The following is a 22,620-nucleotide window of genomic DNA, read 5'->3' as shown; positions in this document are numbered from 1 at the left end:
GCGCAGGTCGGGCCTATAGTGACCGCTTGTGTCGGCAATGCGATGACGCGCCGCGACGTCGGTGAGGAACGTTTCATTCCGGCGGCGCCCGCGCTATGACGAGGATCGGTCCATGACCGGAGACCCAGGCCTTGCGCATCGCCACTTGGAACGTCAATTCCGTCCGCCAGCGGCTGGAGCCGCTCACCACCTATCTGCGCGAGGTCGCGCCGGACGTGCTCTGCCTGCAAGAGATCAAATGCGAGGACAAGGCCTTCCCGCGCGCCGAGATCGAGGACCTCGGCTATAATGTCGAGACACACGGGCAAAAGACGTTCAACGGCGTCGCCATTCTGTCCAAGACGCCGATCGAGGTGGTGCGCGGCCTGCCGAAATTCGAGCATGATCCGCAGGCGCGCTACATAGAGGCCGTGGTCTCGACCGAGCATGGCGCTGTACGCGTCGCCAGCATCTATCTGCCCAACGGCAATCCGCCCGAGACGGAAAAATACCCCTATAAGCTCGCCTTCATGGATTGCCTCATCGCCCATGCGGCGAGCCTTCTGGCGCTGGAGGAGCCCGTCGTGCTCGCCGGCGACTATAATGTCATTCCGGCGCCCGGCGATGTCTATGACCCCGTCGGCTGGGCCGGCGACGCGCTGTTCCTGCCGCAGACGCGCGCCAAATTCCAGGAGCTGCTGAACCTCGGCTATACGGAGGCGCTGCGCGCCTCCACCGACGTCACGGGGCTCTACACATTTTGGGACTACCAGGCCGGAGCCTGGCAGAAGAACAAGGGCCTGCGAATCGATCATCTTCTGCTCTCGCCGCAGGCCGCCGACCAGCTGCGGAGCGTGACGATCGACAAGGAGCTGCGCGCCGGGCCTAAGCCCTCCGACCATGTGCCGATCAGATGCGACCTGGAATGACGCGCGAACGGTGGAGCCGCCAGCCATGACCGACGTCTGGTTCTATCACCTCCAGCGGCTCCCGCTGGAAAGCGCTTTGCCCAAGCTGCTCGAGCTGTCGCTCGCGCGCGACTGGACCGTCGTGGTGCAGGCGACGAGCGCGCCGCGGCTCGAGGCGCTCGACGATCTGCTCTGGTCCTATTCGGGGGACAGCTTTCTGCCGCATGGCTCGATCAAGGACGACGATCCCGAAAGCCAGCCGATCTTCCTCACGCTCGGGCCCGACAATCCCAATCGCGCCGATGTGCGCTTTTTCGTGGAAAATGCGGAGCTTTCGCCTGTGCTCGCCGATGCGCGGAGTGCGCCGACGCAGCGCGCCATACTGATGTTCGACGGCAATGACGCGGCGGCGGTGACGGCCGCGCGCGAGCAATGGCGGCGGTTGAAGGCGGAGGGGCACACGCTCTCCTACTGGCGCCAGAGCGAGGACGGGAAATGGGAGAAGCAGGCGTGAGCGAGGAGTTTTTCGCGCGCCGCGCAGCCGCGAGAGCGCGTCTCGACGAGATCGACCCACATAAGAGGCCGGGCGGCGTCGAGGCCGATCCGCAGCGCAAGGACTGGTTCGAGGCGGTCTATCGCCTCGCCAAGGGCGACGCCGCCGGCGTGCCCTGGGCCCATCTCGCGCCCCATCCGCTGCTCGCGGAGTGGCTCGCTGGGCGCTCGCTCGAAAGATTGCGTGCGCTCGACATAGGCTGCGGGCTCGGCGACAACGCCGAGGCGCTCGCCGCCGCCGGCGCCCACGTCACCGCCTTCGATCTCATAGAGGAGGCCGTGGCCTGGGCGCGGCGCCGCTTTCCGCAGAGCGCGGTCGATTATCGCGCCGCCGATCTCTTCGCCCCGCCGCCCGAGTGGCGCGGCGGCTTCGATCTCGTCCATGAATGCTACACGCTGCAGGCGCTGCCCGACGCGCTGCTCGATCAGGCGGCGCAGGCGCTCGCGGCGCTGGTCGCGCCGGGCGGATTGTTGCTCGTCATAGCGCGCGCCCGCGACGAGGGGCAGGAAGTCGCGGGGCCCCCGTGGCCGCTGCCACCGAGCCGGATCGCGGCGCTCGCCGCCGACGGCTTGCGTCCCGAGACTGTCGAGGATATTCCCGCGACCGACGCCATGGTCCGCCATTGGCGCGCGGCCTTCCGCCGCGACGGCTGACGGCGCGATCGCTCCGAGCCATAGAGGCTCGCTCCGCCGATCGCAGAACGGGAGCGAAATGACCGACGCGCCGCTACTCTCGATCAAAGGCGCGTCCAAGCGCTTCGGCGCCGTCACGGCGCTGGACGATGTGTCGCTCGAGGTGGGCGCCGGCGAATTCTTCGCGCTGCTCGGCCCCTCCGGCTGCGGCAAGACCACGCTGATGCGCCTCGTCGCCGGCTTCGAGACGGCGGAGGCCGGCCGCGTCGAGATCGGCGGCGCCGATATGAGCGGCGCGCCGCCGCATCGGCGGCCGGTCAATCTGATGTTCCAATCCTATGCGTTGTTCCCGCATCTCAGCGTGTTCGAGAATATCGCTTTCGGCCTGCGCAGGCAGGGCAAGGGCAAGGCCGAGATCGCCGCCCGCGTCGCCGAGCTGTTGCAGATCGTGCGGCTCGAGGGCGTCGAGACGCGAAGGCCGGATCAGCTCTCCGGCGGCCAGCGGCAGCGCGTGGCGCTCGCCCGCGCGCTCGCGCCCGGCCCGCGGCTGCTGCTGCTCGACGAGCCTTTGGGCGCGCTCGACCGGCAATTGCGCGAGGAGACGCAATTCCAGATCAAGGAAATCCAACGCCGGCTGAAGACGAGCTTCGTCGTCGTCACCCATGATCAGGACGAGGCGCTGGTGATGGCCGATCGCATCGCCGTGATGCGCGCCGGCCGCATAGAGCAGATCGGCTCGCCGACGGATGTCTATGAGCGGCCGGCGACGCGCTTCGTCGCCTCCTTCATCGGGCAGATGAATTTCCTCGAGGGCCGCATGGAGAGCGGCGAATTCACCGGCCCCCTCGGCCGTCTGCCGGCGCACGACAGCGGCCTCGCCGCCGGCGCGAAAGCCGTGCTCGCCGTGCGGCCCGAGCGCATCGCCATCGCGCCTGTGAGCGAGGGTGGCGCGGGAGTGGGGGGAGCAGGCGTGGACGGCGTGGTGGAAGACGTCGCCTTTCGCGGCGAGACGACGCATTTTCGTCTGCGCCTGTCCGGCGGCGAGGCTTTACGCGTCTCGCGCGGCGCGATCGGCGGGCCGTCCTTTTCCGTCGGCGACGCCGCGCGCATTTCCATCGCGCCCTCGGCCGCGCGCTTCTTCGCGAGCGAATAATGCCGGAGAGCGACAAAAGACGCAGGCTCACGCGCGGCGAGCTTCTCGTCATCGCGGCGCCCTACGCCTGGATCGCGCTATTCTTCCTCGCGCCCTTCGCGCTCATCGTCAAAATCTCGCTGTCGCATCCGGCGCAGACGCGCCCGCCCTATGAGCCCGTCCTCGATTTCTCGAGCGGCGTCGCCGGGTTTTTAGAAAAGCTCTCGCAGTTCGGCTTCGACGCCTATCGCGGCCTCGCCGACGACAATCTCTATCTCGATTCCTATCTCTCCTCGCTGACGATCGCCGGCGTCGCGACGATCGTCAGCCTCGCCGTCGCCTATCCTTTCGCAATCGCCATAGCGCGCGCGCCGCGGCGATTGCGGCCCATTCTCATCGGCTTCGCCGTCGCGCCCTTCTGGACGAGCTTTCTCATCCGCGTCTACGCGTGGATCACGCTGCTGAAGGATGAGGGGATCATCAATCACGCTCTGATGGCGCTCGGCCTCATCGACTCGCCGCTGCCCATGTTCGCGACGAGCGGCGCGGTCGTCGTCGGCATCGTCTATTCCTATCTGCCCTTCATGCTGCTGCCGCTCTATGCGGCGATCGAAGGGCAAGACCCCGCTCTGCGCGAGGCCGCGGCCGATCTCGGTGCCTCGCCGCTACAGGTGTTTCTGCGCGTCACTCTGCCTCTGTCGCGGCGCGGGATCGTCGCCGGCGCGCTGCTCGTCTTCATTCCGGCGGTCGGCGAATTCGTCATTCCCGATCTGCTCGGCGGCTCCGACACTCTGATGATCGGCCGCACTTTGTGGAATGATTTCTTCGCCAATCGCGATTGGCCCGCCGCCTCGGCCGCGGCGGTGACGCTGCTCGCTCTGCTGCTCGTCCCCATACTGCTCTATGAGCGCGCGCAATTGCGTGAGGGCCGGCGATGAGCGCCGCGCGCCTTCTCCGTTTTGCGGCGCTGACCCTCGGTTTCGGCTTTCTCTACGGGCCGATCGTCATTCTGGCGACGATGAGCTTCAACGCCTCGCGGCTCGTCACCGTCTGGGGCGGCTTCTCGACCAAATGGTATGCGGCGCTGCTTCACGACGAGCAGATGTTGCGCGCGGCCGAGATCAGCCTCGCCGCCGCGGCGCTCTCCGCGCTCATCGCGACGATCAACGGATTGCTGGCGGCGCTGGCGCTGGCGCGTTTCGGCGGCTTCCGCACGCGCACCTTGTTCGCGGGCTCCATCTATGCGCCGCTGGTGATGCCGGAAGTGGTGCTCGGCCTCGGGCTTCTGCTCGTCTTCGTCGCGCTCGGCGTCGAGCGAGGCTTTCTCACTCTGGTGCTGGCGCATTCGGCCTTCACAATGTGCTTCGCCACGGTGATGATCCACGCCGCTCTGAAGGGCTGCGACCGCACGCTCGAGGAAGCGGCGATGGACCTCGGCGCGACGCCGGTCCGCGCTTTCGCGCTCGTCACTCTGCCGCTGATCGCGCCGAGCGTCGTCAGCGCCTATCTGCTCGCCTTCATCATCTCGCTCGACGATCTCGTCATCGCGAGCTTCACCACCGGGCCGGGCGCGACGACCTTGCCCATGCGCATCTATTCGCAGGTGCGGCTCGGCGTGTCGCCGGAGGTCAACGCCATATCGACGCTGCTGCTCGGCTTCGTGGCCGCGGCGCTCGGCGCCTCGGCGCTGCTGACGCGCGGGCGCGCCAAGGGCGGCGGGGCCGGGTGAGGTACGGGGGTGAGGCCGCCCTTGGCGCCGCTCACGCCGTCGCGCTTTTCCTCGCCTTTTCTTGAATGAGATCGAACACGCGCCGCGCATCGTCGATCATCAGAAATTGCGGCGTAGGATCGAGCGCGGGCGTCATATCTGTCCAGCCTCGATTGCCCCACAAGGGCGCCGGGGCGCCGAAGCGGATGGAGCCGCTTCCATCGACGCGTTCGCTCAAATCGACCGCCGGAAGCCGGTCGAGCGCGAGCGCCGTGAATCGCCCGAAAGGCTCCGGCCGCATGATCAGAATGCGCAGGTTCGTGACGGCGTAGCGCATATCGCTCCGAAGCCAGGCGTCGAACAGGAATCGGCCGAAGACGAAATAGAGCCCCATGCAAACGAAGAGGCAGCCCATGGCGACGAAAAACCAGGGCGCGTTCATCCGCCCGGCGGAAAACGTCCAGAACACCGCGAAGCCGCACCAGAGCAGGCTGAAGGGGATCAGAAAAACGTCGCGATTGCGCAGCGATAGGCCACGAGCCGGCTGGCCCGACCAGAGAACGTGTTCGCCGTCGAGCAGGCGATCTGAGAAAAATTCGGCAGTCATGCGCGCCCCTTCGAATATCTAGGACGGATGCCACGCTTATAGCAGAAGCGTTAGGCTGCTGTCCCCTCGAAGAGCGGCTCGAGACGACGCTTCACCTCTCCTTCGCCGCGCCCGCCTCCGGCTCGACGCGCGGCAGCAGCGGCGCCGCCGCGCCCGAGCGCTTGATCAGCGCCGCTGCGTCCGGCGCGAAGACGGGATCGTCCCAGGGGCCGGAGAGATCGAAGCCGATCTGCACGCCCTTCTCGCGCGGCTTGCCGGCGGCGTCGGCCTCATTGGCCTGCGCCTTCATCGCGAGGCTGCGCTCGGGGATGCGCGTCTGGCCGGCGAAGGCCAGCGCGAAGCCCGGCCCATGCGCCTGACCGTCCTCTATATTGGCCGTTCCCTTCACGATTTTGATCGTCGCGCTGGCGCGGTCCACCAATGAATGGCCCGAGCGAATATCCATCGCGCTCGACAGCGGACGCTTGTCGATGCGGCGCAGCGCGCGTTCGAGATCTATGCCGCCGACCTCGCCTTCCGATAGCGAGAGGCTGGCGCGGCCGTCGAGATCGCGCATGATCTGCGCGACGCTGTCGCCGGTCGCATCCAGCGTGAAACTCGCGTCCAGCGCGCCGCCGAGATCGGGCCGCGCCGCGAGATCCCAGGCGAGCGCGCCGGCGTCGACGCCCGTCAATTGCCCATTGCCGTGGAACTCGAGCGCGCCGGCCGCATTGGCGGCGAAGATCGCGCGACCCTTGACCGTGCCTTTATAGGCCTGCGCTTCGGCGAGCGCGAGCTCGAGGCGGCCGCCGCGCAGCAGCAGCGACAAGGCCGCATCCTCCATATTCAGCCGCAATATGCGGGCGCGCGTCGCCGAGAGGCGCAGATCGACATCGGCGTCCTGAATGTCCGGCAGGGAGAAAGCGTCGCGGCTCCACTGGCCGTCCGGGCCGGAGAGCCCCGGCAAATCGGCGATCATCGGCTTCAGCGACACGAAATTGCTGGCGAGGGTCGCATGGACGATCGGCTTGTCGCCCTCGTGGCGCAGCGCGAAAGACCCCTCGAATTCATTGTCATCGGCCGAGAACTTCAGATCGGTGAGCTGGAAATCGCGCAGGCCGACGCTCGCCTTGGCGGAGAGCTGCACATTCTCGAACGGGCCGGGCAGCGGCGCGCTCACTTTGGCGAGGCCGAGCGCATGGCGCAGCGAGGGCGACGAGCCGGTCAGGCGCCCCGTGTAGCGCGGCTTGGCGCCGAGCTGACCGAAGCCCTCCGCCTCCAGCCGCACGCTGTCCGAATCGAGCCTCACGGTGACAGGCGTCTGCTCGCCGCGCAGCAGCGCGCCGGGCTTGAGCACCCACAGCATGGCGCGCGGACGCTCGCCGCGCCAGGAGAAGGCGAGATCGAGCGTCGCCGGCGAGCCGACGGTGCGCCAGTCGAGCGTCGCGTCCAGATCGTCGAGCGTCTCCGCGCCGCCGGCATATTTGAGCCGCGCGACGCCGGAGACGATGGAGACGCCGCCGAGCCGCGCGCGATCCGCCTTTTCGGCCGCGGGCGTCGACGGCCGCGCCGCCGCGGCGCGCACGGCGGCGCCGGCGGAGCTCATCGGCTTGCGGTCGAGATCGACCTCGATCGAGGGGCGAATCAGCTCGACGTCGGCGATCTCGAGCCGGCCGGCGAGCAGTGGCAGGAGCAGCACATTGCCGTGCAGCCGCTCCGCCTCGATGGTGAGCGCGGCGGCCGGGTCGGCGAAGGCGATGCTGTCGATGGTGATATGCGGGCGCGGCAGCAGCGAGAAGGTCGAACGCCCCTTGGCGGCGATATAGAGCCCCGAGGAGGCGTTGAGCTGGCCTGAAATCTCCTCGAGCAGAGCGCTGGTGGAAAAGGTCCAGGGCGCGAGCGCCGCCCCGAGCGCCACCGCGGCGACGGCGCCCATCGCGATCAGCACACGGCGCGAGGGGCGAGCGAAACGCAAACGGCGGCCGACGGCCATGGGCTTCGATCCTTCGAGTTCGCGCATTGGGCCGGTCGAGTGAGACATTCCATCGTCCATGCAGAAAGAGGCGGGGCGGCCGCAAGGGCCGCGGGCGACGCAGCGCGCGCCCGAACGCGAGGCGCGATACGCTCGAGACACGCCTTATTCGCTTGTCCGCCGCGCGAAAAGGCCCGCGCGCGAGAAGCGCGCGAGGCCGGGAACATGGCCGCAAAGGGCGGCGAGATCGTGGCGGCGGGCCCGACCTCAGTATTTGCGCAGAAGGCTGACCAGCCGGCCCTGGATGCGCACGCGATCGGGCCCGAAAATGCGCGTCTCATAGGCGGGATTGGCGGCCTCGAGCGCTATTGAAGCGCCGCGCTTGCGCAAGCGCTTCAATGTCGCCTCCTCCTCGTCGATGAGGGCGACGACGATATCGCCGGTGTCGGCGGTGTCCTGCTTCTTCACCACGACGACGTCGCCGTCGAGAATGCCGGCCTCGATCATCGAATCGCCGCGCACCTCGAGCGCGAAATGCTCGCCGCCGCCGAGCATGTCCGGCGGCAGATTGATCGTGTGGCTACGGCTCTGCAGCGCGGAGATGGGCGTGCCGGCGGCGATGCGGCCCATGACCGGGATAGCCACCTGCTGGTCCGACTCCGGCTCGCCGGCCGGGACGGGCCGCACGCGGCCGAGCGCGCCCTCTATGACCGAGGGCGAGAATTTGCCGCCGCGCGCGGCGACGCGGGGCGTCGCCGATTCGGGCAGGCGCAACACCTCGAGCGCGCGGGCGCGATTGGGCAGACGGCGGATGAAGCCGCGCTCCTCGAGCGCGAGAATGAGCCTGTGAATGCCGGATTTGGAGCGCAGATCGAGTGCGTCCTTCATCTCGTCGAAGGAGGGCGGCACGCCGGTCTCCTTCAGGCGCTCATGAATGAAGCGCAGCAGATCGCTCTGTTTCTTGGTCAGCATAGGAGAACCCCCGGCGCCGCCCGGCCTGCGGCGCGCTTCCACTCGGCGCGCATATGATGGCGCGCCTTCATAAACAAATCATGAACAGGAGGATAGGCGTTCTCGGTGCGTTCTGCAAGCCGACGGACGACATTTTGCGTCTATGGGACGCATCGATCCGCTTCAACCGCAGCGATGCTTGTTGTTACAGATCGCCATTCTCTTTGGTCATCGTCATTAGTTTTAGCACTATTCGTATTATCGCTACTTTCATTACCTCTATTTTTTGCTGTCTTCAGAAAATATACTCGCCCGTCCGACACGTGGGGAGCAGGTCCGAATGGACCGATGGCGAAACCGTTTTTATATTCCTGGATGTAGACACCGCCATTTGCATAAGAACAAAACCAATTTAGCCACCCTATCCACTGCCATCCCTTCTCATCAGCATCCCAATGCCTCGCAACCCCGTAAAATGGCGGCAGCTTTCCTTTTGGAGGCTTGAACCTCTTCTTTAGCCACTCCAGGTCAGCGTAATGGTCCCGATTTCCCCAATCAGCATCACTTTCTTGCTTTGCTATCTTAAGATCTGGCCTCAGTATGTATAAATACGAAGCATCCCACAAAACAATCGCCTGCTCGTGAGCATATGTTATTACTTTTTGAACCTCGTACGGACGACCTATACTTTCACCCAACTCAATATCAGGAGGCTCTCGCACGCGAAAGACAGCGTAGATAGAACTCTTTCTTTCATATTCCAGATATACATAAGTCACAATCAACGCAGTAAGTGGAATTATTCCGATAATTACACAACTAGGCCGTCGCAGCTTCATTGCCATTAGAGCACATACGGCAAACGCTGCTACAGCTAACACAGAAGCAACAATTATTCCCTTTCCAAAACTCGTCCACCATGCCAATCCGGCTACGACAGCCGATAACGGAATGATAGCTCCCCAGTCGCGGATCTGCCCCAACACTTCAACGATTCGTTCATTCTGCATTTGGTGATCATACAACAACCCATCTCAGCATCCAAAAGCGATCGCGGTCTCTTCCTTCGGCAAGGCGCCAACCACCGTCCAGAAAATCAACAATATCCCCCTCTACTGCGCCGCCGCCGCCGCCACCCCCAGCATCGGCCGCACATGGCGCGCGAAATCCTCGAGCGAGCGCAAATTCTTCTCCGCATCCCGCGAGATCGGCTTCAGCAAGATCGACCGCGCGTCCGTCTCCTCGCGATAGGCGGCGATCTTCTCGGCCACCTCGTCGAAATCGCCGATCAGCGAGCGCTGCAGCAGCCCCTCCTCGGTCAGCGAAGGCGGCGCCGCGCCGTCCTGGCGGGCGAAATTGCCGCGCATGCGCTCGGCGAAACGCGCGAAGAAGGGAACCGCCTCGGCCAGCGCCTGCTCGCGCCGCGGAGCCGCGAAATAAAAGCGCGCCATGGTGAAGCGCGGATCGCCCTCCGGCCCCGCCGCCTCGCGATAGATGCGCAAAGTCTCCTTGATCTGCTCGATCGGGAAAGGCGGGCCCGCCATCACGCCGAAACCGTTGCGCGCGGCATAGCGAATCGCCCCCGGCGTGGTGGTGGCGAGATAGGTGGGGATCGGCTTTTGCAGCGGGCGCGGCGTGATGCTGAGGCCATTGGCCTCGTAATGCGCGCCGGTGAAGGTCACCTTGTCTTCGTAGAGCAGGCGATTGACGAGGCCGAGCGCCTCCAGAGTCATCTCGCGCGTCGAATCCTTGCCGGCGCCGAAATGCCGGTTCTGCAATTCGAAGGGCCCGCCCCGCGCCACGCCGAAATCGAACCGACCCTTGGAGAGAAGATCGATCGTCGCGACATCCTCCGCCACCTGGATCGGATTGCGGAAGGCGAGCAGCACAGCGGCCGAGCCGAGCCTGATCGTCGTCGTCACGCCGGCGAGATAGGACAGCAGCGCGAGAATGGAGGGGCAGACGGCGTCCGGCTCGAAATGATGCTCGGCGATCCAGGCTTCCTCGAAGCCGAACGCCTCCGCATGACGCACGAGCCCCGTCTGCGTCTCGAGGCAGCGCGCGTAATCCTGCTGCGGATTTTCATAGGTGCAGAAGACGCCGAACCGCATGGCGAGGGCCTCGGAATGCGCGCCGCCGCTCCCATGCGCGCTCTGGCTATATACGGCAGTTACATATCGTCATACAGGATATGGACGCCGGCGCCCGCCCGCAAGCGCAAAATCATTGGCGTTTCGTGCGAATTTTCGTCAGCGAGGAGAAAGCCGCCGTCCATTCCGTCAGATAGAGCGGCAATAGAGGAATCGAATAAAGCGACGGGAAATAGATATTGATCGATGATCGCCGCTGTGGCGATTTTCCGATAGAGAGAGTTGAAAACGTCTCGGCCCTCGGCGTCGACGGGGGCCTGCGGGCGCCGCTCGGGGGCGGCGTTTCGGTTCGCTCATGACGCCGCCATAGAGGCGCGGCTCGGTTTCGGAGGATTTCATGTCGGTAGCCGCTTTGCCATCCCGGCATTTTCTGAGCCGGGAGCGCTCCATCGCAGCGCATGGCTTCAACCGCTGGCTGGTGCCGCCGGCCGCTCTCGCCGTGCATTTGTGCATCGGCATGGCCTATGGCTTCAGCGTGTTCTGGTTGCCGCTGTCGCGCGTCGTCGGCGGCGCCGAGCCCAAGGCCTGCCCGGCGGATATGGGCTTTTTCGCCAGCATTTTCGCCACGAGCTGCGATTGGAAGATCAGCATGCTCGGCTGGACCTTCACGCTGTTCTTCGTCTTTCTCGGCTCCTCGGCGGCCGTGTTCGGCCATTGGCTGGAGACCGCCGGCCCGCGCAAGGCGGGCCTGGCGGCGTCGGTGTGCTGGTGCGGCGGCCTGCTGATCTCGGCGGCCGGCGTCTATCTGCATCAGATCTGGATGCTGTGGCTCGGCTCCGGCGTCATCGGCGGCATAGGGCTCGGCCTCGGCTATATCTCGCCGGTCTCGACGCTCATCAAATGGTTTCCGGATCGGCGCGGCATGGCGACCGGCATGGCGATCATGGGCTTCGGCGGCGGGGCGATGATCGGCGCGCCGCTCGCCGACAAGCTGATGGCCTATTATGCGACGCCCACCTCCGTCGGCGTGTGGCAGACCTTCGTCACCATGGCGGCGATCTATTTCGTCTTCATGGTGGGCGGCTCGCTCGGCTATCGCGTGCCGCGCGACGGCTGGAAGCCGGAGGGCTGGTCGCCCTCGGCGACGGCCGCCAATAAAATGGTGACGAGCCGCCATGTGCATCTCGAGGTGGCGTGGAAGACTCGGCAATTCTGGCTGCTGTGGGGCGTTCTCTGCCTCAATGTCAGCGCCGGCATCGGCGTGCTGGGCATGGCCTCTCCCATGTTGCAGGAAGTGTTCGGCGGCCGGCTCATCGGCCTCGACATGGGATTCGCCGATCTCGACGCGACGCAAAAGGCGAAGATCGCCGCCATCGCGGCCGGTTTCACCGGCCTGCTCAGCCTCTGCAACATCGGCGGGCGCCTGTTCTGGGCCACATGGTCCGACATGCTCGGCCGCAAGACGACCTACGCCATCTTCTTCGTGCTCGGCTTCTTGCTCTATTCCGCCGCGCCCTGGGCCGCGCATGAGGGCAATGTGGTGCTCTTCGTGCTGTTCTTCTGCGTGATCCTGTCGATGTATGGCGGCGGCTTCGCGACCATTCCGGCCTATCTCGCGGATATTTTCGGCACGCATTATGTGGGCGCGATTCACGGAAGGCTGCTCACCGCCTGGTCGACGGCGGGCGTGCTCGGCCCGGTGCTGGTCAATTACCTTCGCGACTATCAGATCGACCACGGCGTCGCGCGCGAGGCGGTCTATAATCAGACCATGTATATTCTCGCCGGCCTGCTCGTCCTCGGCCTCGTCTGCGATCTCGCGGTGCGGCCGGTCGCCGAGAAGCTGTTCATGACCGACGAAGAGGTCGCCGCGGAGAAGAAGACCAGCGTCGCCGCCGTCGTGCAGGCAGAGAAAGAACCGCACGCCGATTTCGAGGATTATGTCGAGGAAGGTCAGGCCGCGGAAGCTGCGGCGGCCGAGGCGCGCCGCGCCGCCGCCGCACAGAACGGCGGCTCGCGCCTGCTACTGATCGCCGCCTGGGCCGCCGTCGGCATACCGCTCGCCTGGGGCGTATCGATCACGCTGCAGAAGACCTTCGTGCTGTTCCACTGAATGAACGGGGGACGCATGTTCGCGCGATCTCTCCTGCTCGCTGCGCTGGCCTTCTGGGCCGGCGAGGCGCTGGCCGAAGGCCCGCCGCCCGCGGTGCTGCAGAGCGAGTTGAAATATGCGCCCGTGCCGCTGTTCACCGGCGTCTTCGCCGCGCCGGTGAGCGGCACGGCGACGCAGCCCGGCGCGCTCTATGCGCTCTCGGTGAAATATGCGGCCGGCGCGAGATCGCTGCCGCACACCCATCCCGACGCGCGCGTCGTGACGGTGATTTCCGGCCGCTTCTATGCGGGCGTCGGCGAGCGGCTCGACGAGAGCTCGCTACGCGCGCTCGGGCCCGGCGATTCGATCGTCGTGCCGGCGGAAACCGTCCATTACGGCTGGGCGAGGGACGGCGAAGTCCTGCTGCTCGAGACCGGCGTCGGCCCTTCCGGCGCCAGCCTGTGGCCAAAACCGCCGCAGCGCTGACTTCCGTCGTGTCCTTCGTGTCTTCGTGGTAGAGCAAACCACGAAGACACGAAGGACAAGGAAGCTGCTCACCCTCCTCCACACGGCCGATTGGCATCTCGGCGCCCAGCTGCAGGGCTGGCCGCGCGAGGCGGAGCATCGCAAAGTCCTGCACGCGCTCGTCGCCATCGCCGCGGAGCGCCGCGTCGACGCCGTGATCGTCGCCGGCGACATATTCGACAGCCTCAACCCTTCCGCCGAAGCGCAGAAGCTCCTCTATGACACGCTGAAGGAGCTGCGCGCCGCTCTGCCCGCGGCGACGATCGTCCTCCTCGCCGGCAATCACGATCCGGCCGGGCGCATAGAGGCGCCGCGCGCTTTGTTCGATCTCGTCAATGTCGCCGGCGTCGGCACGATCACGCGCAAAGACGGCGCGATCGACGCCGGCGTCCATCTCGTGCCGCTGCGCGGGGCCGGCGGCGCGATCGAGGCGCATCTTCTCGCCGTGCCTTATCCGCGCGCCGCCGATCTGCCGATCCTCGACGGCGAGAGCGAGGGCTCGCCCGTCGTGCGCTCGGTGCGCGCGCTGTACGCCGAGCTCATCGCCGCCGCGCGGGCGCGCATCGGCGCGGCGCCGCTCGTCGTCACTGGCCATCTGCATGTCGCCGGCGGCCTCGAATCGGAAGGCGCCGAGCGCCGCATCCTCGTCGGCGGCGAGCATGCGGTTCCGCCGGACGTGTTTCCGCCGGATGTCGCCTATGTCGCGCTCGGCCATCTGCATCGGCCGCAAGCGGTCGGGCGTGAGAGCATACGCTATTCCGGCTCGCTGTTTCCGCTGTCCAAGACGGAGATCGACTATCGCCACGGCGTGTCGATCGTCGCTATCGACGGCGCGCAGACGATTGTCGAGCATGTCCCCCTCCCCCGCCCGACTCCCTGCCTGCGCATTCCGCCGCGCGGCGGAATCGCGCGCGAGAATGTCGAAGCCGCTTTCGCCGCGCTCGGCCTCGACGCCGCGACGCCGGCCGATGAAAAGCCTTTCGTTCATCTGACCGTCGCCGCCGACGGGCCGATCGTCGGCTTGGACGCCGAGATCGACGCGATCGCGGAGAAATTTCCGATCCGCCTCGCCTCGCTCACCGTGGAGCGCCCGCAGCGCGCGGAAACAGAGGCCCCGGCGCCCGCGGCCCTGCGCCTCTCCGAGCGGCAGCCGGTCGAATTGTTTCGCGAGGCCTTCGCGCTCACCCATAGAGCCGAGCCGACGGCGGAGCATCTGACGCTGTTCCATTCCGCCGCCTCGGAGGAATAATGCGTATTCTCGCGATAAGGGGCGAAAATCTCGCGAGTCTCGCCGAGCGCTTCGAGATCGATTTCGAGGCCGAGCCTCTGCGCGGCGCCGGCCTCTTCGCCATCACCGGCGAGACGGGCGCCGGCAAATCGACGATTCTCGACGCGCTCTGCCTCGCGCTCTATGACGCGTTTCCTCGCGTCGCCGCGCAGGGCGTCAACGAGAGCGTGCCGGACCCGAGCGGGCAGACGGTGAGCGCCGCCGATCCGCGCTCCATTCTGCGGCGCGGCGCGGGACGCGGCTTCGCCGAGGTGGATTTTTTGAGCCGCGACGGCGAGCGCTATCGCGCGCGCTGCGACATCGCGCGCGCGAGGGGGCGGGCGACTGGCAATCTGCAACAGCGCAGCCGCGCGCTGCATCGCCTGGACGCGGCGGGCGCCGTCGTCGCGGCGGTGGCCTCGGGCGTCGAGCCCGTGCGCGCCAAAATCGTCGAGCTCACCGATCTCACCTTCGATCAGTTTCGCCGCACCGTGCTGCTGGCGCAAGGCGATTTCGACGCTTTTCTGCGCGCCGATTCGAAGGAGCGCGCCGATCTGCTCGAGAAGATCACCGGCGCCTCTGTCTATGCGGAGATTTCCAAGCGCGTCTATCTGCGGACCAAATCCGCGCTCGAGGCGCTGGACATTCTGCGGCGACGCCGCGAGGACGTCGGCCTGCTGCCGGACGATGCACGCGCGGCGCTGGAGATCGAGCGCGAAACCTCCGCGGCGGGTCGCGTCGAAGCCGCGCGCCGACGCGACGAAGCCGCCGCGCTGCTGCGCCGCCACGAAAGCATTGCGCAGGCGGAGACTCGTCTCGCCGAAACCGCCGCGCGCCACCAAGCGACGCTCGCAGCGCAGGAGTCCCTTGCGGAAGCACGCGCGCGACTGACGACGCTCGACGCCGCCGAGCCGCTGCGCGCGCCGCTCGCCGCGCGCGAGGCCGCGGCGCAGACCCTCCTCCGCGCGACGACGAGCGACATCGCCGCGCGCGAAGCCTCGACGAAAGCGCAGGCCGCGCTCGAGCAGGCATGCGCGGAAGAGGCGCAAAAGCGCGCGCGCTTGGAGGCGGCGGAAGCCGAATTCAAGACATTCGGGCCTCTGTGGTCGCAGGCCGAAGGTCTCGACGCCGAAATCCTCGCGGCCAAGCGGGAGGCGACGCAAGCCGAGAAAGTCGCGCTCGGCTCCATGCAGATCGCGCGACAAAAGGCCGCCGAAGAAACCGCTCTGATCGAGCGCGTCGCGACTGCCGAGGCGAGAGCCGAGACGACGCACGCCGCGCTGGAGCGTCTCGCCGTCGCGGAGCCGCTGGTCGCGCGCTGGAGCGAGATCGCCGAATGGCTCGACCGTCGAAGCGAGGCGGCCAAATCGCTCGTCGACGACACGGCGCGCGCGAAAGAGCTCGGCGCCGAGATCGACGCCGCGACTCGCGAGCTCGAGACTTTCGACGCCGATGATCGCGAGGCGAAAGCACACCACGCAAAGCTCGCCGAGCAGATCGAAGCGCGCAGCGATGCGCTCGCGCAGCTGAAGGAAGAAGAAGCGATCACGAGGAGCCGCGCGCTCGACGCGCTCGGGCGGATCGCGACTCGGCTCGAGACGCAGATGCAGCGCCATGCGAAGGCGCGCGAAGCGTCGAGACGCGCGACGCAGGATCTCGCGGCCGCGAACGCCGTGCAGGAGAGCGAGACGCGCGCGCTCCACGAGGCCCGCGCGGCCTGCGAGATCGGCGAGGCGAAGCGCGGAGAGGTCGAGCGGCTCGGCGAGATCGCCGACGCCGCCGTCTCCAAAGAGGCGCTGGCGCTGCGCGCGAGCCTCGTCGAAGACGCCCCCTGCCCCGTCTGCGGCGCGCGCGAGCATCCGCACGCGCATTCGAGCGCGGCCGCAGACGCGCTCATCGCCGAGCTTCGCGCTCGACGCGACGCGCTGCGCCGTGAAATGACGGAAGCGCAGCGCTCGATCGCCACATCGAGCGGTCGCCTCGCCGCAGCGCAAGAGCGCGCCGCCGATGCGACGCGCCGATGCGACGAGGCGTTGGCGGAAAGTGAAGACGCCGCGAAAGATCATGAGGAAGCGCGTGGCGGCTGGCGCGACGACGCGCTGCCCGCGCCGGGAGCGATCGACGATATGACCGCGCTCACGCTCATCGCCGAGGCGATCGAGCGCGAGAGCGTCGCGCTCGACAGCCGGCGCGCAGGCGCGCGGGCGCTACGCGCCGATATGGACGCGCTGCGCCAGAAATATGACCGCCTCGCCGCCGCGATCGACGAGCGCCGGCAAAGGCGCGACGATCGTCTCGCGCGCGTCGCCGCGGCGCGCGAGGAGGCCGCCCGTCTCGGCGAGGCCCGCGCCGCCGCGACCGAAAGCCTTCGCGCCGTCGATCGCGCGCTCGCGCCCTTTCTGCCGCTTTGCGACCTCTCCTCCGCCGATCTCGACCGCGATCTGCCGAGCGCGATGCGGCGGCTGAAAAAGCGAGGCGAGGATTTTCGCAACGCCCAGGAGAGCGCCGCGCAGGCGAAGCGCGATCTCGACGCGCTCGCGCAAAAGCTCGTCGGTCTGCGCGTCGAAGCGCGCGCCTGCGCCGAGGCGGCGGCGACGGCGAAGACACAGCAAGACGAACGCGCGGGCGCGGGCGCCGAGCTGCGCGCGCGCCGCGGCGAACTGCTGGGCGGCGAGCCGACGACGATCCATCGCACACGCTGCAATGACGCGCGTCTCCTCGCGCAGCAGGCGCTCGAATCCGCCGCGCGCCTGCGCGCCGAGACGGAGGCGCGCCGCGCCGGCGCCGAGCGCGACCTCGCCCATGCGGCGAACGCTCTCGCCGAGGCGCGCGCGCGAAGCGAGGCCGCCGCGCAGGATTTCGCCGCCGCGCTGATTGTCGCGCAAATCGACGAAGAGGCGGCGCTCGCTCTTCTCGCAGTCTCACCGCGAGAGCGCGCGGAATTGCGGGCGAGCCTGGAGGCCGTGGACGCCGCCGTCGCCGCCGCGCGGACCGAAAAAGAGGCGCGCGCCCGCGATCTCGCCGACACGCTCGCCGAAGGTCGCCCGGAGCAAGACGTCGCAATGCTGGACGCGCGCCGCGCCGAAGCGGAGACGAAACTGGAAGCGCTGGCGCGACGGCTCGGCGAGATCGGCGAAAGACTCGCCGCAGACGACATTGCGCATGGGCGCGCCGCGACGCTCGCCGCCGAGATCGCCGCCGCCGAGGCGACGCATAAGAGCTGGGCCGAGGTCGACGCCGCCATCGGCTCGGCGAGCGGCGACAAATTCCGCCGCTTCGCGCAGAGCGTGACGCTGGAGCATCTCGTCGCGCTCGCCAATCGCAATCTGGCGACGCTGACGACGCGCTATCGGCTGGAGCGCTCCGCCTGCGACACGGCCGACCTCGGTCTGCAGATCGTCGATCGTGATCTTTGCGACGAGCGTCGCTCGACGCGCTCGCTGTCCGGCGGCGAGCGCTTTTTGGCCTCGCTCGCGCTGGCGCTCGGCCTCTGCAGCCTCGAGGGGCGCGGCTCCTTCGTCGACACTCTGTTCATCGACGAGGGCTTCGGCACGCTGGATCAAACGACGCTCGACGTCGCCATGGACGCGCTGGAGCGTCTGCACGGACAGGGCCGCAAGGTCGGCGTCATCAGCCATGTCGAATCGCTGCGCCAGCGCATTCCTGTGCAGATCAGAGTGGAGAAGCGCGGCGGCGGCCGCAGCGCGGTGCGCATTGAGGCGCACGCGGGGTTGTTGGTGTGATGCGAGGCTCTAAGGAGATCGAGCTAAATAGGCGTTTCAATTCCAAGCGAAAATCATGACGCGCGACTCCTTCTCCCACTCGTGGGAGGTGGCCTAGCCATAGGGCGTCCGACAGGACGCCCGTCGCAAGAGTCGGGCTATGGCCGCGTCGGATGACGGGCTGCTACGGTTTTCCACATGGACATAGCTTTAAAGAGCAATGGCGGCAGCTTGGTCCCTCATCCGCCCCTCGCTGACGCGAGGGCCACCTTCTCCCGCAAGCGGGAGAAGGGCGCGCCCTTTTCTCGCGGCTTCTCTAATTCACTTATTTCGCGGCGTCGCCTAAGACTCGCATCGGAAGCAATCACACAGAATCCAGATAAGGCGCCTCACAGAGCGTTGCGATAGGCCTTGCGCGAGAAGATCGTCATCACGATGATCCAGATGTCGAGCGGCAGCGACCAATGGTCGATGTAATAGAGATCATGCTCGACGCGCAGGCGGATCTTCTCCGGCGAGTCGATCTCGCCGCGCAGCCCGTTGACCTGCGCCCAGCCGGTGATGCCGGGCTTCACATTGTGGCGGCGCGCATAGAGGGCGATCTTGCGCTCGAAGATCTGGTCATGCGCCAGCGCATGCGGGCGCGGGCCGACCAGCGACATCTCGCCGCGCAGCACATTGATGAGCTGCGGCAGCTCGTCGATATTGTAGCGGCGGATGAAACGGCCGACGCGCGTCACGCGCTTGTCGCCGGCGGTCGCCTGCGTGATCTCGCGGCCGTCCTCCATCGTCGTCATGGAGCGGAATTTGGCGATGCGGAAGGGCTCGCGATTGAAGCCGTGGCGGCGCTGGAAGAACAGCGCCGGCCCTTTGCTGTCGAGCTTGATCGCCGCTGCGACGACAAGCAGCAGCGGCGACAACAGGGCGAGGCCCGCCGCCGAGCAGACGATATCGAAGAGACGCTTGGCGATGATCTCGAGCGAGTCGTGCCGGCGGCCGTTCAGATTGAGGCTGGCGATCGAGCCGATCTTATTGATATGGGCGTCGGCGAAACGGTCGAGCACGCGCTCCGGCCCGAGATGGATCGACGCCGGCACGCGTAGGAAGGCAGTCACGCAATCGTCGATGACGTCGGTGCGGCTCCAGGGCGCGAGAATGAACACATCGTCCGGCAGCAGCATGCGCGCGGAGGCCTGCGCCAGAGCGAGATCGTCCTGCAGCGCGTCGGCGCGGTCGCGCAGCGCCACGGCGGCGATGACATTCATGCCGCTCTCCCAAGGCTGGTAGCGGCGCATGAACTCCTCGATATCGCTCTCGAAGCCGACGAGAAACACGCGGCGCGCCGAGGCGCCGCCGCGCTCTGCGCTGCGCCGAACCACACCGACGAGGGCGGCGCGCGCCGCATAGACGGAGAGAAAGCCCGTCGCATAGAAGAGAACGAAAGCGCCGCGCGAGGATTCCTCCGTCGCCTTGGCGAGAAAGCCGAAGGTCAAGGCGCAGACGAAGGCGACGCTCCACAGCACCGCGCCGCGCCAGCCATGGCCGTCCAGCGTCAGGTAATTCTTGATGGCGTATTCGTGCCGCATGACGTTGGACAGGACGAACAGAATCGCCGCGAACACGCAGAGCCGCAAATTGGGCGGCGTGGAGCCGTCGAAGCCGTAAGCGAAGAGGTGATACAAAGTCTCGCAGGCGATCGCCGTGCAGAGAATGACGACGACATCGAGCAGCGCCGCGATGACGGAGAAGGAGGCGCGCATCAGCGCCGCATTCTGGCTCGGCATGGCATGCGCCCAACCGCCGCGAAGGGTGGCGCTGCTCTCGGCTCCGACTTTGGCGCGAGCGTCGCCTCTACGAAGCGACGGAATGGGAAGATCGGCGATACTCGACACGGCCTGGTCTCCAACCCGATACTGCCGCCGTGCCGTAATGGAACAAATCGCCCGTTTCGGCCGGCTTTCGCAGCTTTGGCTGCAAACGGCCTGCCCGCAGAGCGGCGAAATCGCGGCGAGACGGGGCGTAAGACGCGCCGCCGGAGCCGCAGCGCCAACCCAATCCATTGATTTATAAAGAATTTACCATTGCGGGTGATCGCGTGGCGGGCTCTGCGGCGCCGCAGCGCAGAGAGAAGCCTTCACAATGGCGTCATCCTGCCTATAGACTATGCCGGCGGCTCGGGGGCTGGAGGGCGTCCGATCGATTCGCGGAAAGAGGGCCGAGGTGACCGTTCACTTTCGCCAGTCCAATGTTTCGCCGCAGGCCTGTCCTGCGCTGGTTCTCAACGCCGACTATCGGCCGCTGAGCTACTACCCTCTGTCTCTGTGGGGCTGGCAAGACGCGATAAAGGCCGTCTTCCTCGACCGGGTCAATATCGTCTCGGAATATGACAAGACGGTCAAAAGTCCGAGTTTCGAAATAAGGCTCCCTTCGGTCGTTTCGCTCAAAGCCTATGTAAAGCCCGCCCGCCATCCCGCCTTCACCCGCTTCAACGTTTTCCTCCGCGACCGCTTCACCTGCCAATATTGCGGACAGCGGGACGATCTCACCTTCGATCATGTGATCCCCCGCTCCAAGGGCGGGGCCACCACTTGGGAAAATGTCGTGGCCGCCTGCTCCGCCTGCAATCTGCGCAAGGCCGACCGGCTGCCGCATGAGGCGCATATGGTTCCGGCTCAGCCGCCCTTTCAGCCGAGCGTCGCCGATCTGCATCGCAACGGCCGCCTCTTCCCGCCCAATTATCTCCATGAGAGCTGGCTCGACTATCTCTATTGGGATTCGGTGCTCGAGCCCTGAGAGCCGCCCTTTGGGAATGTTGCGCCGCCTGCTCGTCATATCCTTCGGCTTCGTGCTCGCGGCCGGCGCCGGCATGATCTTCCTGCCGATCGCCGCTTTGACCGACGCGACGACGCGCGAGGCCGGCTCGTCGCTGGCCATGGCGGCGCTGTTCTGGGCGGAGCCGGACGATGTCGCGGCGGCCTTCGGTTACGTGCTTTGGACGATGGGGATCGCCGGCTGCGCGGCGCCGCTCGCCATAGTGGCGCTGGTCGGCGAGATCGCCGGCGTGCGCGCCTACACATGGTATGCGGGCGCGACGGCGCTGCTCGGCGCCGCCGCGCCGACGATTTTGCGCGCCGCGCGCGGGACCGGACGCCTCGCCGAGACGAGCCCGGCCGAGGGACGCTTCGCGCTTTTGTTCTTCCTCGCGGGGGCTTTGACGGGCACGATCTATTGGCTGATCGCCATGCGCGGACGCCAGCCGCGCGGCTGATGATAGCTACGCGGGTTTTTCAATGAAATTGCGTCCGATTGTGTTTTTGCCGCCAGCATTCGCTGTTTTGGTTTCCGCGGCGCGGGCGCAGACGGACGAGAACGATCGCTGGCGCTTCGACGGCAATGGAGAGATTGCGCAATTGGTTCGCGCCTCGAGACGACCCTCATCCTCGACAAAGGCGATTTGGCCGAGATCGCCGATCTGATGAAACGGGACGACGATCCTGCCTTCCAATTGCTCCCCGATCTGAAAAACATCGAATTCAAGATCGAGAGCAACGCGATGCATGGCTGGACATTGGCCTTTCCAGTCGACGCCGCCTCCGAATCCATGCGCTCCTTCGGACGCAGCGGCGAGCTTCGCTATCGGCTCGACAAGGTCACGCGCCGATACGGAAGCTCGGCCAGCAAAGACGACGCCGCAGCCTTTGTGAAGCGCTGCGCCAAGAAATAGACCGAGAGTTCGCCGCTCCGACGCCTTGAACTCCCGCATAGCGACGCTTATTGTGACCACATATGACCATCCGATGGGCCATTTTATGCCGACCATCAATCTGAAGGACGCGAAGGCGGGCTTCTCCGGCCTCGTCGACCGCGCCGTCGAAGGGGAGTTCGTGACGATCACCCGTCACGGCAAGCCCGTGGCCGCTCTCGTCTCGATCGAGGCGGCCGAGATCGCGCGAAAAGCGATGGCGCGCAAGCGCCCGGGCTTGGTCGATTATTTGAAGACGTTTCCCGGCGGCGATTTCGAGCGCAATAGCGCGCCGTCGCGAGATGTCGAGCTTTGAGCGGATTTCTGCTCGACACCAATGTCGTCTCCATGCTCGCGCCATCGCGCGCCGAAGCCTCGCCTCGCTTTCTCGATTGGCTCGAGCGCATGGACCACGACGGAAAGCTGTTTCTCTCGGTCGTGACCATTCACGAGATCGAGAAAGGAATCGCCCTGCTCGAGCATAAGGGCGCGACAGCGAAGGCGGCGGGGCTGAAGCTCTGGCTCGCGGGTCTCGCCGCGACATATGACGACAAGATCATCGGCGTCGATGCGCGCGCCGCCACCATCGCCGGCCGGTTGGAAGCCGAGGCGATCTCCAGCGGAAATGATCCCGGAATGGCGGATGCGATTATCGCCGGCGTCGCCGCAGCGAACGATCTCCACATCGTCACCCGCAATACGAGACATTTCCTGCCTTTCGGCGTCCCGGTCTCGTCGCCGGAGGAAGCCGCGGCATAACG

Annotated in this window: 21 protein-coding genes; 15 read left to right on the top strand and 6 right to left on the bottom strand. The window is 66.5% G+C overall.

Annotated elements, in window-relative coordinates:
• The first annotated feature begins 131 nt into the window (after positions 1-131).
• The 6 genes from xth to IY145_RS14965 are packed head-to-tail and all read left to right on the top strand — an operon-like array spanning position 132 to position 4,933.
• A complete protein-coding gene (xth, locus tag IY145_RS14990) occupies positions 132-908 on the top strand; it encodes an exodeoxyribonuclease III (protein WP_196408940.1) in 777 nt (258 codons plus the stop codon).
• Between the two features lie 25 nt (positions 909-933).
• Positions 934-1,401, top strand: a complete 468-nt coding sequence (locus tag IY145_RS14985; RefSeq protein ID WP_196408939.1) for a DNA polymerase III subunit chi — start codon at positions 934-936, stop codon at positions 1,399-1,401.
• Entirely contained in the window at positions 1,383-2,093 is a 711-nt protein-coding gene (locus IY145_RS14980) for a bifunctional 2-polyprenyl-6-hydroxyphenol methylase/3-demethylubiquinol 3-O-methyltransferase UbiG (protein WP_196408938.1), read from the top strand. Before IY145_RS14985 ends, IY145_RS14980 begins: the two co-directional genes overlap by 19 nt.
• A 58-nt stretch (positions 2,094-2,151) precedes the next feature.
• Complete coding sequence (locus IY145_RS14975) at positions 2,152-3,225, top strand: ABC transporter ATP-binding protein (protein ID WP_196408937.1); 1,074 nt, start codon at positions 2,152-2,154, stop codon at positions 3,223-3,225.
• Positions 3,225-4,142, top strand: coding sequence for an ABC transporter permease (locus tag IY145_RS14970; protein WP_196408936.1), 918 nt, complete (start codon positions 3,225-3,227; stop codon positions 4,140-4,142). Before IY145_RS14975 ends, IY145_RS14970 begins: the two co-directional genes overlap by 1 nt.
• Complete coding sequence (locus tag IY145_RS14965) at positions 4,139-4,933, top strand: ABC transporter permease subunit (RefSeq protein ID WP_196408935.1); 795 nt, start codon at positions 4,139-4,141, stop codon at positions 4,931-4,933. Before IY145_RS14970 ends, IY145_RS14965 begins: the two co-directional genes overlap by 4 nt.
• Positions 4,934-4,964: 31 nt before the next feature.
• Here the strand turns inward: IY145_RS14965 and IY145_RS14960 are convergent, their stop codons facing one another.
• From IY145_RS14960 to IY145_RS14940, 5 genes are all read right to left on the bottom strand, one after another.
• Positions 4,965-5,519 carry a PH domain-containing protein gene (locus IY145_RS14960; RefSeq protein WP_196408934.1) on the bottom strand — a complete coding sequence of 185 codons (555 nt, stop codon included), beginning with the start codon at positions 5,517-5,519 and terminating at the stop codon, positions 4,965-4,967.
• A gap of 91 nt (positions 5,520-5,610) precedes the next feature.
• Positions 5,611-7,518, bottom strand: a complete 1,908-nt coding sequence (locus IY145_RS14955; RefSeq protein ID WP_196408933.1) for an AsmA family protein — start codon at positions 7,516-7,518, stop codon at positions 5,611-5,613.
• A 219-nt stretch (positions 7,519-7,737) separates the two neighbouring features.
• A complete protein-coding gene (gene lexA / locus IY145_RS14950; RefSeq protein ID WP_196408932.1) occupies positions 7,738-8,442 on the bottom strand; it encodes a transcriptional repressor LexA in 705 nt (234 codons plus the stop codon).
• Between the two features lie 140 nt (positions 8,443-8,582).
• The gene (locus IY145_RS14945) at positions 8,583-9,431 is read right to left on the bottom strand and encodes a hypothetical protein (RefSeq protein WP_196408931.1); all 849 of its coding nucleotides are present in this window, start codon (positions 9,429-9,431) and stop codon (positions 8,583-8,585) included.
• A gap of 102 nt (positions 9,432-9,533) precedes the next feature.
• The gene (locus tag IY145_RS14940; RefSeq protein ID WP_196408930.1) at positions 9,534-10,532 is read right to left on the bottom strand and encodes an LLM class flavin-dependent oxidoreductase; all 999 of its coding nucleotides are present in this window, start codon (positions 10,530-10,532) and stop codon (positions 9,534-9,536) included.
• A gap of 376 nt (positions 10,533-10,908) precedes the next feature.
• Here IY145_RS14940 and IY145_RS14935 point away from each other — a divergent pair, with 376 nt between their 5' ends.
• The 4 genes from IY145_RS14935 (at position 10,909) to IY145_RS14920 (ending at position 18,138) form a co-directional block, all read left to right on the top strand.
• Complete coding sequence (locus IY145_RS14935) at positions 10,909-12,624, top strand: OFA family MFS transporter (protein ID WP_196408929.1); 1,716 nt, start codon at positions 10,909-10,911, stop codon at positions 12,622-12,624.
• 15 nt (positions 12,625-12,639) lie between these two features.
• Positions 12,640-13,089 (top strand): cupin domain-containing protein, encoded by a 450-nt coding sequence (locus tag IY145_RS14930; RefSeq protein ID WP_196408928.1) that lies wholly within the window; start codon positions 12,640-12,642, stop codon positions 13,087-13,089.
• 64 nt (positions 13,090-13,153) lie between these two features.
• On the top strand, positions 13,154-14,377 hold the full coding sequence (locus tag IY145_RS14925; protein ID WP_196410564.1) for an exonuclease SbcCD subunit D C-terminal domain-containing protein: 1,224 nt from the start codon (positions 13,154-13,156) through the stop codon (positions 14,375-14,377).
• Positions 14,377-18,138 carry an AAA family ATPase gene (locus tag IY145_RS14920; RefSeq protein ID WP_196408927.1) on the top strand — a complete coding sequence of 1,254 codons (3,762 nt, stop codon included), beginning with the start codon at positions 14,377-14,379 and terminating at the stop codon, positions 18,136-18,138. The genes IY145_RS14925 and IY145_RS14920 overlap by 1 nt, the downstream gene beginning before the upstream one ends.
• 368 nt (positions 18,139-18,506) lie before the next feature.
• Here the strand turns inward: IY145_RS14920 and IY145_RS14915 are convergent, their stop codons facing one another.
• Positions 18,507-20,009, bottom strand: coding sequence for an exopolysaccharide biosynthesis polyprenyl glycosylphosphotransferase (locus tag IY145_RS14915; RefSeq protein ID WP_312030596.1), 1,503 nt, complete (start codon positions 20,007-20,009; stop codon positions 18,507-18,509).
• Between the two features lie 328 nt (positions 20,010-20,337).
• Between IY145_RS14915 and IY145_RS14910 the strand changes: the two genes are divergently transcribed.
• The 5 genes from IY145_RS14910 (at position 20,338) to IY145_RS14890 (ending at position 22,618) form a co-directional block, all read left to right on the top strand.
• Positions 20,338-20,910: an HNH endonuclease gene (locus IY145_RS14910; protein WP_196408926.1), complete on the top strand. Its 573-nt coding sequence runs from the start codon at positions 20,338-20,340 to the stop codon at positions 20,908-20,910.
• Between the two features lie 16 nt (positions 20,911-20,926).
• Complete coding sequence (locus tag IY145_RS14905; RefSeq protein WP_196410562.1) at positions 20,927-21,385, top strand: hypothetical protein; 459 nt, start codon at positions 20,927-20,929, stop codon at positions 21,383-21,385.
• Between the two features lie 186 nt (positions 21,386-21,571).
• Entirely contained in the window at positions 21,572-21,841 is a 270-nt protein-coding gene (locus IY145_RS14900) for a hypothetical protein (RefSeq protein ID WP_196408925.1), read from the top strand.
• Between the two features lie 85 nt (positions 21,842-21,926).
• Positions 21,927-22,175: a type II toxin-antitoxin system Phd/YefM family antitoxin gene (locus IY145_RS14895; RefSeq protein ID WP_196410561.1), complete on the top strand. Its 249-nt coding sequence runs from the start codon at positions 21,927-21,929 to the stop codon at positions 22,173-22,175.
• Positions 22,172-22,618 carry a type II toxin-antitoxin system VapC family toxin gene (locus IY145_RS14890; RefSeq protein ID WP_196408924.1) on the top strand — a complete coding sequence of 149 codons (447 nt, stop codon included), beginning with the start codon at positions 22,172-22,174 and terminating at the stop codon, positions 22,616-22,618. Before IY145_RS14895 ends, IY145_RS14890 begins: the two co-directional genes overlap by 4 nt.
• Positions 22,619-22,620: the final 2 nt, after the last annotated feature.

Source organism: Methylosinus sp. H3A, assembly GCF_015709455.1.
In the GTDB taxonomy this organism is placed as follows: Bacteria; Pseudomonadota; Alphaproteobacteria; order Rhizobiales; family Beijerinckiaceae; genus Methylosinus.
The sequence above is the reverse complement of the archived record's forward strand: the minus strand, read 5'-3'. Positions and strand labels throughout refer to the sequence as shown.